Consider the following 12,667-nt stretch of genomic DNA (forward strand, 5'->3'; position numbering starts at 1 on the left):
GAGCATTCGTCGGAATCCGCTCTAATCATGAAAGGCTTTTATTTGTTAATCTATCAGCTTATTAGACATTGTATTGAAAATTAGCATCCTTTTGGCAATTAAAGCTTACCTGCGCTTACTTCTTGACCTAGCTTTTGACGAATATCGTCTGCGGCTTCAACCATTAATTTCAAAGCAGCCACAGTCTCAGGATGTGCACGAGTTTTTAATCCACAGTCCGGGTTAATCCAGAACAATTTCGGATCAAGTACACGTAGAGCGCGTTCGATCAACTGTACCATTTCTTCTTTGGCAGGTACACGAGGACTATGAATATCATAGACACCTAGACCAATGCCTTTATCATACCCATGAACTTCAAAAGAAGAAATCAATTCACCATGACTACGAGATGTCTCAATAGAGATAACATCGGCATCCATATCTTTGATCGCATCAATAATATCATGGAATTCGGAATAACACATGTGAGTATGAATTTGTGTTGTTTCTTGTACAGCGGCTGTAGATAGACGGAACGAACCTACTGCCCAATCCAGATATTCTTGCCATTTGCTACGTTTTAGAGGCAATCCTTCACGTAGAGCAGGCTCATCTACCTGAATCATTTCAATACCCGCCGCTTCAAGTGCTAGAATCTCATCTGAAATAGCGCGTGCGATCTGGTAAGACACTTTACTACGAGGAATATCGTCACGTACAAATGACCAGTTTAGAATCGTTACTGGACCTGTTAACATCCCTTTAACAGGTTTAGTGGTTAATGATTGAGCATATTTTGTTTCCGTTACGGTCATTGGTTTTACAAAATGGACATTACCATAGATCACCGGTGGCTTCACGCAACGTGAACCATACGATTGAACCCAACCAAAGCGTGTAAATGTAAACCCATCTAATTGTTCTCCGAAAAATTCGACCATATCAGTACGTTCAAATTCACCATGTACCAATACATCTAATTTCAACTCTTCTTGAATCGAAATCCAATCTTGAATCTGCTCTTCAATAAAACGATTATAGTCTGCTGGCGATAATTCTCCTTTACGCCATAATTGACGAGCACGGCGTACTTCGACCGTTTGTGGGAAGCTACCGATCGTCGTTGTAGGCAATAATGGTAATTTCCATTTTTCTGCATGTATCACTTGACGCTGTGCAAAAGGAACATTTCGTGTAGCGGAACCTTCATCTTGTTGTAGATGTTGTTCTTGTGGAGCACGCCATGACGAATGAGCAATACGTTCTACGGCTTCACGACTGCGATCCAATGCTTCTTGTACCGCACTTGCACCGATATTAGCGGCTTTCGTTAGCAAAGCCAATTCTTCTAATTTCTGATCTGCAAAAGCAAGAGCGTCTTTGATAATCGGATCAAGAGACGTTTCGCTGTTGGTGGTTACCGGTACATGTTGTAGACTGCAAGACGGCTGAATCAGTAAACGATCGGCAGGTACAGTTTGAGAAATAGTTTGAATCAATTCAATTTTATCTTCTAATTTGGAACGCCAGATATTGCGACCATCGACTAGACCTACGCCTAGAATTTTGTCTTCAGGGAATCCCCAATCATCAAGGTTGTTCAGATTTTGCTCTAATCCATGTACAAAGTCCAAGCCAATTCCTTGTACAGGTAGATCGATCAATTTACCAAAATCATCGACACCTTCAAAATAAGTCTGTACTAGCAAGTTCACATCAGGAGTCGCTTGATTGAACTGAGCATAAATGTCTTGCACCCATTGCCATTCTTCTGTAGATACTTCTAGCGCAAGAGATGGCTCATCCATCTGAACCCAGCGTACACCTGCTTTATTCAATCCTTGCAATATTTCAATATAAAGTGGAGCTAACTGATCCAGCCAATGCTTGAATTCAGAAGCATCATATCCTTTAGACAGTTTGAGGAAGGTATACGGGCCAATCACTACAGGTTTGGTCTCAATGCCTAATTCTGTTTTGGCTTCTAAGTATAGTCGCAGTGGACGGTTTTCTGTTAATTGTGGTGTGATTCCACCCAGTTCTGGGACAATATAATGGTAATTAGTATTGAACCATTTGGTCATTTCACCTGCTGTAGCATTGTCTGTCCCACGAGCAATATCAAAGTATTGTTGTAATGATACTTCACCACCTGTATAGCCAAATCGCTCTGGAACTAATCCGAAAGTGACCGCAGTATCTAGAACCTGATCATAATAGGAAAAGTCGCCTACAGGAATCAGATCTATACCTGCTTTGCTTTGTTTACTCAGATGAGCGAGACGCAAATCTTTCATCGTTTGTAAAAAGTCAGCTTCAGAAATTTTGTTACTCCAGAACGCTTCAAGTGCTTTTTTCCATTCTCGTTGTTCCCCTAGACGTGGATAACCGATATTGCTACTCAGTACTTTTGGCATTATTATTCCCCCTGAAAGTGGATTGTTTGTTACAATCATCATAGCGCATTCTGGTAGGATATGGTTATACGTTTTGCCTATATCCTATCATGATTACACGCTATAGCTAGATAGCCTTTTTGGTCAAAAAGTCATTTGATGGTAAGATGAAAGAGAAGACATATCTATACATAATTGAAGCAGGGAAGATGAAAGGAGATCATCATGAGTATTTTGTATTTATTTTGGGCGTTTTTAGGTCAAGCTATACTAGGGATATTGATTACAGGATTGAACCGATTCGGATTAGCAGCAATCTGGTTAGATTATGTACCTACTGTTATTGTAAGCGTTTTGTATTTTATTGGATTTATGAAATTAGAAAAAGTAAATCCACAATTCGCCAAAGGTAAAATAGCTGCTATCAGTGCGGCAGTACTTGCGATTATTCAGATCTTTTTACCCGGTCAAGCCAATGTATTACCTTTACCGTGGTGGCTGGCTATCGTATCGCTACTCGTTATTATTGCTGATTTATTTATTATTTATACCGTATGTAAAGGTATCGGTGAACTGGCAGAAGCACAGAACTTACCAGATTTCAAAAAAGTATCTTATCAGCGCTGGATCATTTATGTATGTAATCAGATTGTAGCGTTGGCTGTATTAGCGATCAGTGCTTTTGTATCCTCTACAAGTGAAGGCAATTTGGTTATACTAGCAGGATTACTAGGAGTTATATACGTTATTTTTGGTCTACTTGTGTATATCTTAATGGCTACATTCATCTGGAAAGCTCATAAACTATTAGATATCAAATAGGAGGAATTCTTAATGACTAACGTATTGGTATTAGGTGGCACACGCTTTTTCGGCAAAAATCTAGTGGAATTGCTATTGAAAGAACAGATCAAAGTAACACTACTGACTCGTGGCAAAACGGAAGATGAATTTGGAGATCAAGTGCAACGCTTAGTGGTAGATCGTGAAGATGCAGTAGCTTTGGAAAAGGCGATCGGTGATCAGCAATATGATGTTGTCTACGATAATATTTGCTTTACACCACAGCAAGCACGTGAAGCAGTGTCTATTTTCCAAAACAAAACCAAACGTTATATTTTGACTTCTAGCTTATCCGTCTATGATTTCGGCACAGGTATATGCCACGAATCAGATGTGGATACACATCATTATACAATTGATGCAGATCCAGAAGCAGAGCTTAGTTATGGAGAAGGAAAGCGTCAAGCAGAAGCTGTTTTTTTCCAACAGGCTGATTTTCCAGTAGCGGCGGTACGATTTCCAATTGTGTTAGGGCCTAATGATTATACCAAGCGGTTAGATTTTCATGTCGAACGTGTATTAAGTGGTAAAGTGATTGGCATTTCGAATCTTGAAGCACAGATGAACTTTATTCATGAACAAGAAGCCGCTGAATTTTTATTCTGGTTAGGCATTTCTTCTGAATTGACAGGACCTGTGAATGCCCGTTCTGACGGAGAAGTCCGTCTACGTGAATTGGTACAGTGGATAGAGCAGGGTACCGAACAACAAGCGATTATTCAAAGCGAAACAGATGATGAAGCACAGTCTCCTTTTGGTGTGCCTGATTCATGGATTATGGATACGTCCAAAGCGAAACAAGACGGATTTCAATTTTATGTATTATCGGAATGGATGCCTGCATTGATAAAGCAAATGGCTACACAAACAAATAGATAAAGCGATCACAGAATGGAGCTTGACGATGGTCAATGATATTTTTATAGGTGATATTCCTTTAGTAGATGGAGTGATTGAACAAGTCATTCTTTTACCCGATCAAGTGAAAGTATACTTCCGAACCGATCAAGGGATATCTACTGTATTTTCTTTAGAGCAAGTAGCAGGAGTATGGGATCGCCGCTCCGCCGGACAAGAAATAGGCGGTATGCGGACGGTTCCCTGGTCACGTAGCGATGCACAGATACGTGATGTTTTGATGGCACAAGTAGAACAAGGAGAATTGAGCGAAGAGTTATTAAGTAGTCTTTCAATCTATTCTTTCATTAGTAGCTGGGGTGAACATTCTATTTTGGATATAGCAGCTAGTGAAATACGGACTCAGCGTTAATCGTCAAATATGACTAGATTTATTCATACGACGATAAGCTGCAATCAGAAATGGTAGACCAAGCGCACAAGTCAATGCTAAAGGTACAAATATCTGGACACTGTGTGCTGCGCCTCTAGCATCAAGTAAAAAACCTCCGAGTATAGGGGCGCAGACACTACCCAGATTATTAAATCCAATCGTTCCAAAATACGTTCCTTTCCATTCTGGCTTGGCAATACGATCTATTAACATATCCATCATCGTAAATAACAATACTTCACCGATTGTGAAAATAACGGTAATTAACATAAAGGCTACACCAGTACTTGCTAATCCATATAGAAGTAAGCTCGTCGCTACAAACACATTGCCCACAATCAAAGAAACAACAGGCGCAAAGCGTGAAGCCCATTTTACTAATGGATATTGTACAACCAGTACAGTAATAGCATTGAGTGTTAACATATAAGCAAACCATGTTGTACCATTTTGTAAATGAGGAACCAATGCTAAATATTGCGGTAAAGTTGAATTAAGATGTCCATAACCCAGTACACAGAATGTGGTGCCGATCAATATGTATAAAAAGACTCGATCTTGAGAAATAATGCGTAATGCTTCTTTTAACGTAATCCGTTGTTCATTTGTTATTGAAGATTTGCTATGCACAGGATGTTTACCAAATTGAAAACTAAGGATAATCGTATAAAGTACATAGATACACCCTGCCATTACAAAAGCACTGCTTGATCCATCACGACTTAACCATAATCCTAACAATGGGCCGAAAACAACGCCTACATTAACCGCTGTATAGCGCATATTAAATACTAGCAATTTTTGCTCTTGTGGAGTCACTTCTGATAACAGTGCTCTAGAAGTAGGCTCGAATAAAGAGCGGCAAAGCCCGTTTAGCGTATTTACTATAAAAAACATCCAGATTTGATTGGAAGCAGCAAAAGCAAAAAATACAATACTCCACCCTGTAATTGATAAAATCATTACTTTTTTACGCCCGATCCGATCTGAGATATAACCTCCATAAAAGCTAGCAAATACCCCTACTAATGAACTGACAGCTACTGTAATCCCTGTTTGTGTAGGTGACGCTCCTAAAGACTGGGTAAGATAAATCGATAAAAAAGGAATACTCATCGAAGTCGCCATTCTTCCAAATAACGTTCCTATAATGATTGTCCATGCTAAAGGGTGAATATGACGTAACGATAATAAAGAGTTTTTCATAGAATAGAGGTACTCCTTTCTTATAGATGATACAAAAAATTATTTTCTCACCCTTATAAAAGGCTGTCAAGATCACTTACTATTCTATACTTATCTTTAGAAACGAATTGTCATATAATGGTATGAAATCGACAAAGGAGGAATAGAAATGACCGATGCAGTGTCTCAGTTTTATCAATCTTATAATGAAGATTCAAGATTCGAACGTCCATCTCGAGCAGTTGAATATCTAACGACTCTACATATGATAGATACATGGTTATCTCAGTTACCTCCAGCATCTGCGATCTTAGACAGTGGAGCAGGAAGTGGTGTATATGCTCTTCATTATGCAGCTCACGGGCACTCTGTAACAGCTATCGATATCACACCTAAGCATATTGAGCAAATTCAAGCCAAAATCGTGCAATCTAAGCAAGTATTATCTGTACAAGCAGAAATCGGTAATGCTATTCATTTATCTAATTATGCAGACCAATCGTTTGATATGGTACTTTGTCTAGGTCCTTATTATCATCTGACTTCAACTGAAGATCGTGCATCTTGTCTGTCTGAAAGTATGCGAGTACTCCGCTTGGGTGGAATACTTATTGTGGCTTATATTAATAAATACTCGATTGCACCTATGTTAGCAGTGAAAGAACAAGGTTATATGCGTCCTTCTGTTATAGAGAAAGTATTGCAAGAAGGTGTATTTTACGATGGTGAAGAAGATAGCTTCTGGACAGACTTGTATGTCACATCACCAGAACAGATGGAGCAAGATTTGCTGTCTGCTCAGGCTGAGATTGTCGATCATGCGGGAGCAGATGGAATAACGCATACTATAGATGGTTCGATAGATGTGATGGATAAAGATACATATAACACATGGATCAACTATCATTTTCAGACATGCCGGGAGCGTAGTATTTTAGGATTAAGTACGCATGGATTGATTGTAGGACGCAAAAGTTAAAAGTATATATATCTTAAAATTGTAAAATAGATATTATAAATAAATACATGTCAAAAGCCAGTGCCTTTAAAGGTTCTGGCTTTTTTTATATATCAATAATGATATATAAATTTGTTTTAAATGTTTGTTTCACCAAAGACAAGGGTAAAGTATACGAGAAGCAATTGCAATAATAGTAATATACTAACTAATTGTTATTATTCGATATTTATATATGCCTATTACGTATTAAGGCTATCCTAAGGAGGATATTATTATGACACTAGTACAATCGAAATATACACATTGGAACAAGCAATTTATAGCTGGAGAATGGGTAGAAGGTTCTTCTGACAAAATGATGCAAAATAAAAATCCTTATACAGGTGAAACATTAGTAGAATGGCGTTCTTCGGATGAAAATGATCTAGATAAAGCGTACAAAATAGCGCAAACAGAAGGTAAGAAATGGTCTAAAACGCCTCTTGCTGTACGTGCTAAAGTCATGCGTGAAGCGATGATGCAAATGAATGAACGTAAAGAAGAAATCGTAGATCTGTTGATTGCTGAATCAGGTAGTACCCGTCTCAAAGCAGAACGTGAATGGATGACAACAGTACGTATTTTGGAAGAATCGTCTTCGTTCCCTTATCGAATGAAAGGGGAATTGATCGGTTCAGATATCCCGGGCAAAGAAAACCGTGTTGTTCGTGAAGCTAAAGGTGTAATCGGTGTAATTGGACCGTGGAATTTCCCTCTACATCTATGTATGCGTTCTGTCGCTCCAGCACTTGCTGTAGGTAATGGTGTAGTGATCAAGCCTGCTTCAGATACACCGATCACAGCAGGATTATTAATCGCTGATATTTTTGAAAAAGCAGGATTACCTAAAGGAGTCCTTAGTGTTGTCAGTGGTAGTGGTAGCGAAATAGGCGATGCTTTTGTCAAACACCCGATTCCTAAATTGATTTCATTTACAGGTTCAACAGAAGTAGGACGTGGGATCGGTAAATTAGCAGGCGAACATTTGAAAGATGTAGCGCTAGAGTTAGGCGGCGACAATGCAATGATCGTATTGGATGATGCGGACATTGATAAAGCTGTCGAAGCCGCTGTATACGGTAAGTTTTTCCATCAAGGACAGATCTGTATGGCACTTAATCGTATTGTGATTGATGATTCAATCTATGATACTTTTGTAGAGAAATTTACGAATACAGTCAAAGGTCTCAAATTCGGTGACCCTGCTGATGAGAAAACGTTAGTTGGGCCTTTGATTCATGAGAAAGAAGTAGATCGTTTATTAGAAGTTATCGAACAAGCGCAAAAAGAAGGCGCTAAATTACTGTATGGTGGTAAAAGCAAAGGCAGCGTGCTTGAGCCAACTGTATTAAGTGAAGTGTCTCCTGACAATTCAGCAGCACAACATGAATTGTTCGGACCTGTTGCTTTATTGATTCGTGCCCAAAATGAAGCAGATGCGATTGAAATCGTCAATCGTAGTGAATATGGTCTGAGTGGATCTGTATTTACATCGAATATTGAACGTGGTTATCGTGTCGCTCAAGAAGTAGAAAGTGGCATGGTGCATGTGAATGATCAATCTGTAAATGATGAAGCACATGTGATGTTCGGTGGCGAAAAATCATCTGGTTTGGGACGTTTCGGCGGCGATTGGGCGATTGAGAAATTTACACGTACACGTTGGATTAGTATTCAACATGAATACCGTGAATTTCCTAATATTTAAATCAATCGACTCAACAAGTATTCTATAATGCAATCATAGATCTGTTCAACCTAAACGGCTTTATTATTCCTGCGTATGGATGATAAGGTCGTTTTTGCATGATCGTATATGTTAAATCATAGCTATATTTCCTAGCAAAAAGATCAAAAAGGGGTTTGAAAGATCTGAAATGCGGTTATTAATTCTTACCGGAAGATTTACCATAATCTTATTATGGACTGTATATTGGTAACGAAGCTTCTGGTGAATCGAGAAGGAGTTGAGCAGGTATGTCAATAGATCGTTTTATACTCCATAAATTAAGCCGTGAAGCCAATGAGCATACTCGTACCAATTTATTGCGCTTATTTGTTATCCGTATCCGGAGTGCAGAAAAGCAAGAAGCTGTTAGAAAACATCAATATATTAGCTAAAATGATTTTAGATTATCAATCACTTTAATGAGACATTCTCATCATTATTCTTTTGATTGTCTAGATAATCATGAGAGTTAATGATGTATATAGTAGATGCTTAGAGTTCACAAAAAAACATCCGTTCTCCTTAAAGGAGCCGGATGTTTTTTTATAGTTATAATGGTTGTGTTATTTAGCTGTTTGAGAATACTCGGCTTCTAAAACCATTGCTTCTGGCTCTACCCATGATTGAGACCAGTCCTGAATACCGCGTATAACAGATTCTAATGCTAATCCTTTTTGAGTTAATTCATATTCAATCCGTACCGGAGTCTCAGGGTATACATGGCGGACAACCATTCCTTCATGCTCTAGATCCTTCAGGCGTTCGGACAAAAGACGACCGCTTACCGGGAGTGATGATTGAATAGAGCAAAAGCGTTGAGGACCACCCATCAGTTGATAAATAATTAAGCCATTCCAACGTTTACTTAAAATCTGCATCCCCTTTTCGAATCGAGGACAAAGCATTGATGTATCCATCTATATCACCTCTTTTAATAAACCTATTATATCACATAATATACATTTGATACAGACTATCACTTCAGTAATTTAATAACTTTTAAGATATTTCTTTTAAAAGTACACTAGATTACTTAAAGTTAATTGGTGTGCAATTGATTTACCTGCATTTTTATTTAAAATGATCGAATTGCTCACAAAAAGCCGGTATTACATATAGATCCGTAAAGATCAGTATGTAACACCGGCTAAATGACAAGAATACACTATTTTATGTAATGACTAAGAAAGCTCAGACAGAAAGGGCCAAACGGAAATGTTCCGTTTTCAGGCCCAGCGTAATGTCTATAGAAGTGCATGGAGATTCATCTTGTTTAGTATAGAGATAAAGCTAAAGTATCGCTTTCACGATAAGTGTGCAAAATCGCTTCAGAACCCACAACTTCGATACTGATCACTGTATCTAGACATGTTTTAATCATTTTTTTACCATTTACAACTTTGTGTTCAATCGTTCTGCGTAATAGTCTTAACAGCTTGGACATTGGTTGTGTATTCTCGGCGTTAAAGTAAACCGGAACCATCTTGTTCTCTAAAAGAATTGTCGTTTTCACTATTAATCACCTCGTTTATTTTTATAAGTAATTTGAATTCAAAAGATTGTGTAGGTTTAGCCTCTCGACTAACTTGACTTTATTGTAATCACCTTTCCTTAAAGAAAACTTAAAATTACATGATTTTCACCTAAAACATTAGCATGAATTTTAAAGCAAGACACATAATGTTCAATAAACCTACATTACTTATAATAATCATTTATGGTTAAAAATGGAATATATTTCGGGAAACAATTGACAAAATTAAGCCTATAGTGCTACATTTGAATAGGTACTAAGAACCTGTATTCTATTATTTTCGTAAATAGTCGCCCTTTATATAGTTATAAAAGCTCACATGCCGGTATGGAAGGGAGAAGATAGTCCACATGTTAACTTTAAATTCTTCCAAAGAACTAATGATGACGTTGACAGACAAAGAATTGTTCTTTTTAGGCGGCATACTTGGATTCGATCAGATCATGGGTATAGACAATCCATTCCACCATAGTACTGCTGAAGAACTGGCTGATATATGGAAGCAAGCAAGTACATCTTTATTGCAAAAAGGATGCTTGATTATAGAAGATAATAATGAATTAGCGTCACTTCCACCAGATGCATATTTACAAGGAAAGTTTATCGGCACCTATAAGCGTGGATGCTGTATACGTTACTTTTGTGCTACAGATGCTAATAGTAAAGTCCGTGAAGGGCATAGCTATTTTACGCATGAAACGGTAGTTGATATTAAGCAAACGCCTACTTTACCGGGAAGCTATACGTTAACTGAATTAGGAAGTCTTAATAAAGCATGCACATTATTGTTAAAACGAATGAAATTAAGTAATAACAAAATAGGTGAAATGCCTGCATTAACATTTTCGCGGCAATGGTTTGATCAGTATTTTCGTGATGGTGAACCTATTCAATTAGAAAAGATGATTTCAGAATTAACTGAAATGACCGGAGATTCTGAAGGTTCACGTATTTTTGCAAAAGTGTTGCATAATTATAGTCTTCGTGCTGAGATTCAATTTTCTCAATGGGAAGAAGATAGTTGGCAACGTCAAGGCGCAGTGCTATTGGCTGATCAGAATACCAATTGGATTGTTCGTATGAGCAATCAAGATCATGAAGATTGGGTGATCGCTGTGCCTGTTGATAAAAAGCAGTTACGTCGTATGTTGCTTGATTGGGTACAACAACCTGATCCTGTATAATTGTAGAAGTAGATCCTAGGAGCCGGACAGGTGATATCTGTTCGGTTTTTTTATTGTTAAAATTGTTAAAAAAATATGAAAAAGTGATTCCATGAGTACCTATATTGGGTAAATTGTTGAAGCACGAGAGTGCAATACTTGTGCATACATATTTTATTTAAAAGGAGTGGAGTAAATGATGGAATCTACAATTAATATACATCGCTTTGCAGGTAAAACAGCGTTGGTGACCGGAGCAGGTTCTGGCATTGGTAAAGCGACTGCTCTTAAATTCGTAGCTGAGGGAGCGAATGTGATCTTATGTGATCTATCGCTTGAACGTATACGTGAAACAGAAGCAGAAGCAAATGCGATTCGTCCTGATGCAGCATTGGCTTTTGAGATGGATATTGCAAATGAAGAACAAGTGAAACATGCAATTCAGGCAGGAGCAGAACATTTTAGTGGTCTGGATATTGTTTTTGCTAATGCAGGGATTAACGGAGTACTTGCTCCTATTGATGAGATCGGATTCGAAGACTGGCAACGTACGATCAATACCAATCTAGGCGGTACTTTTCTGACGATCAAGTATGCGCTTCCTTTCTTAAAAGAGCATGGAGGCGGAAGTATTGTGATTACCAGTTCGATTAATGGTAATACCACATTTGCAAGCTTTGGTATGTCAGCTTATAGTACTTCCAAAGCAGGTCAAGTCGCTTTTGCTAAAATGGCTGCTCTTGAACTGGCTCAATTCAAAGTTCGTGTCAATGTAATCTGTCCGGGAGCAATCTCAACGAACATTGATCAAAGTACAGAAGTGAATGAACTGGTACGCAATATTGCTATTCCTATTGAATTCCCGAATGGTCGTCAACCTTTGGCAGGGCAATCGGGTTCAGCGGATAATGTAGCAGATCTGGTTACCTTCTTATCTTCTCCAGAAGCGGCTCATATCACAGGAGCGCAGATTACGATTGATGGCGCAGAATCGTTGTTGTGTTAATCTGTTGCTGACTCTCTAAATAGATAATTAATAATCATGTATATCATAAATAATGACCAAGAAGCTCTGTTATAGGAGCTTCTTTTGTTATATTATGAGGCTATTGAAATGATTACTGTAATAGATATAAATAATAATCAAAGAGGTGACAACCACTATGTTATCTTGGTTAGCTGAACAGAAGATTAACGAAGCGATACAACAAGGAGAATTCGATGATCTTCCGGGAAAAGGAAAGCCACTGGAATTGGAAGATTTATCTCATGTGCCTGAAGAATTACGTGCCGCTTATAAATTGATGAAAAATGCAGGTGTCATTCCAGAAGAGTTACAATTGCGACAAGAGATGTTAACCTTAACCGATCTGATCGCAGCTTGTCAGCATGCAGGTGAACGACAAGCTTTACATCGTAGATTAGATGAGAAAACATTGCGTTTACAGATGATTACAGCTCAAAGAGGATTGTATGATAATGCTTCTTATCAACGATATGAACATCAAATTCGTCGTAAATTCACTTAGAATAGTAATATGTGA

At 38.2% G+C, this 12,667-nt stretch carries 13 protein-coding genes; 9 read left to right on the forward strand and 4 right to left on the reverse strand.

The window, feature by feature from the left end; genetic code table 11:
* Positions 1–98 precede the first annotated feature (98 nt).
* Positions 99–2,399 carry a 5-methyltetrahydropteroyltriglutamate--homocysteine S-methyltransferase gene (gene metE, locus PO903_RS14735; RefSeq protein WP_273593767.1) on the reverse strand — a complete coding sequence of 767 codons (2,301 nt, stop codon included), beginning with the start codon at positions 2,397–2,399 and terminating at the stop codon, positions 99–101.
* Positions 2,400–2,603: 204 nt separating this feature from the next.
* On the opposite strand from metE, the gene PO903_RS14740 reads away from it, so the two are divergent.
* From PO903_RS14740 to PO903_RS14750, 3 genes are read left to right on the forward strand one after another with little or no spacing between them, the layout of a single operon-like run.
* Entirely contained in the window at positions 2,604–3,200 is a 597-nt protein-coding gene (locus PO903_RS14740) for a hypothetical protein (RefSeq protein WP_137222812.1), read from the forward strand.
* Positions 3,201–3,212: 12 nt separating this feature from the next.
* Complete coding sequence (locus tag PO903_RS14745) at positions 3,213–4,100, forward strand: NAD-dependent epimerase/dehydratase family protein (protein WP_273593768.1); 888 nt, start codon at positions 3,213–3,215, stop codon at positions 4,098–4,100.
* A gap of 25 nt (positions 4,101–4,125) precedes the next feature.
* Positions 4,126–4,491, forward strand: a complete 366-nt coding sequence (locus PO903_RS14750) for a hypothetical protein (RefSeq protein ID WP_069325881.1) — start codon at positions 4,126–4,128, stop codon at positions 4,489–4,491.
* Between the two features lie 3 nt (positions 4,492–4,494).
* Here the strand turns inward: PO903_RS14750 and PO903_RS14755 are convergent, their stop codons facing one another.
* Positions 4,495–5,718, reverse strand: a complete 1,224-nt coding sequence (locus tag PO903_RS14755; RefSeq protein ID WP_273593769.1) for an MDR family MFS transporter — start codon at positions 5,716–5,718, stop codon at positions 4,495–4,497.
* A 148-nt stretch (positions 5,719–5,866) separates the two neighbouring features.
* On the opposite strand from PO903_RS14755, the gene PO903_RS14760 reads away from it, so the two are divergent.
* From PO903_RS14760 to PO903_RS14770, 3 genes are all read left to right on the forward strand, one after another.
* Entirely contained in the window at positions 5,867–6,676 is an 810-nt protein-coding gene (locus PO903_RS14760) for a class I SAM-dependent methyltransferase (protein WP_273593770.1), read from the forward strand.
* Positions 6,677–6,932: 256 nt separating this feature from the next.
* Complete coding sequence (locus PO903_RS14765; RefSeq protein WP_273593771.1) at positions 6,933–8,405, forward strand: aldehyde dehydrogenase family protein; 1,473 nt, start codon at positions 6,933–6,935, stop codon at positions 8,403–8,405.
* A 269-nt stretch (positions 8,406–8,674) separates the two neighbouring features.
* Entirely contained in the window at positions 8,675–8,818 is a 144-nt protein-coding gene (locus tag PO903_RS14770) for a hypothetical protein (RefSeq protein ID WP_175425102.1), read from the forward strand.
* A 171-nt stretch (positions 8,819–8,989) separates the two neighbouring features.
* On the opposite strand, the gene PO903_RS14775 is transcribed toward PO903_RS14770, so the two are convergent.
* On the reverse strand, positions 8,990–9,343 hold the full coding sequence (locus tag PO903_RS14775; RefSeq protein WP_069325885.1) for a winged helix-turn-helix transcriptional regulator: 354 nt from the start codon (positions 9,341–9,343) through the stop codon (positions 8,990–8,992).
* A 356-nt stretch (positions 9,344–9,699) separates the two neighbouring features.
* The gene (locus tag PO903_RS14780) at positions 9,700–9,939 is read right to left on the reverse strand and encodes a hypothetical protein (protein WP_069325886.1); all 240 of its coding nucleotides are present in this window, start codon (positions 9,937–9,939) and stop codon (positions 9,700–9,702) included.
* Between the two features lie 371 nt (positions 9,940–10,310).
* Here PO903_RS14780 and PO903_RS14785 point away from each other — a divergent pair, with 371 nt between their 5' ends.
* The 3 genes from PO903_RS14785 to PO903_RS14795 all read left to right on the forward strand — a co-directional run bounded on the left by PO903_RS14785 (position 10,311) and on the right by PO903_RS14795 (position 12,652).
* The gene (locus PO903_RS14785) at positions 10,311–11,144 is read left to right on the forward strand and encodes a hypothetical protein (protein ID WP_069325887.1); all 834 of its coding nucleotides are present in this window, start codon (positions 10,311–10,313) and stop codon (positions 11,142–11,144) included.
* 178 nt (positions 11,145–11,322) lie between these two features.
* Positions 11,323–12,129 (forward strand): SDR family oxidoreductase, encoded by an 807-nt coding sequence (locus PO903_RS14790; RefSeq protein WP_137222932.1) that lies wholly within the window; start codon positions 11,323–11,325, stop codon positions 12,127–12,129.
* Positions 12,130–12,286: 157 nt separating this feature from the next.
* Positions 12,287–12,652 carry a DnaJ family domain-containing protein gene (locus PO903_RS14795; RefSeq protein WP_069325936.1) on the forward strand — a complete coding sequence of 122 codons (366 nt, stop codon included), beginning with the start codon at positions 12,287–12,289 and terminating at the stop codon, positions 12,650–12,652.
* The last annotated feature ends 15 nt before the right edge of the window (positions 12,653–12,667 follow it).

The organism is Paenibacillus sp. PK4536, from assembly GCF_028594455.2.
GTDB lineage: Bacteria > Bacillota > Bacilli > Paenibacillales > Paenibacillaceae > Saccharibacillus > Saccharibacillus nuruki.

Excerpts from the sequence above, each read along its gene's own strand:
- PO903_RS14740 (WP_137222812.1), top strand. The coding sequence starts at position 2,604 with ATGAGTATTTTGTATTTATTTTGGGCGTTTTTAGGTCAAGCTATACTA.
- PO903_RS14750 (WP_069325881.1), top strand. The coding sequence starts at position 4,126 with ATGGTCAATGATATTTTTATAGGTGATATTCCTTTAGTAGATGGAGTG.
- PO903_RS14785 (WP_069325887.1), top strand. The coding sequence starts at position 10,311 with ATGTTAACTTTAAATTCTTCCAAAGAACTAATGATGACGTTGACAGAC.
- PO903_RS14790 (WP_137222932.1), top strand. The coding sequence starts at position 11,323 with ATGGAATCTACAATTAATATACATCGCTTTGCAGGTAAAACAGCGTTG.
- PO903_RS14760 (WP_273593770.1), top strand. The coding sequence starts at position 5,867 with ATGACCGATGCAGTGTCTCAGTTTTATCAATCTTATAATGAAGATTCA.
- PO903_RS14775 (WP_069325885.1), bottom strand. The coding sequence starts at position 9,343 with ATGGATACATCAATGCTTTGTCCTCGATTCGAAAAGGGGATGCAGATT.
- metE (WP_273593767.1), bottom strand. The coding sequence starts at position 2,399 with ATGCCAAAAGTACTGAGTAGCAATATCGGTTATCCACGTCTAGGGGAA.
- PO903_RS14795 (WP_069325936.1), top strand. The coding sequence starts at position 12,287 with ATGTTATCTTGGTTAGCTGAACAGAAGATTAACGAAGCGATACAACAA.
- PO903_RS14770 (WP_175425102.1), top strand. The coding sequence starts at position 8,675 with ATGTCAATAGATCGTTTTATACTCCATAAATTAAGCCGTGAAGCCAAT.
- PO903_RS14765 (WP_273593771.1), top strand. The coding sequence starts at position 6,933 with ATGACACTAGTACAATCGAAATATACACATTGGAACAAGCAATTTATA.
- PO903_RS14755 (WP_273593769.1), bottom strand. The coding sequence starts at position 5,718 with ATGAAAAACTCTTTATTATCGTTACGTCATATTCACCCTTTAGCATGG.
- PO903_RS14745 (WP_273593768.1), top strand. The coding sequence starts at position 3,213 with ATGACTAACGTATTGGTATTAGGTGGCACACGCTTTTTCGGCAAAAAT.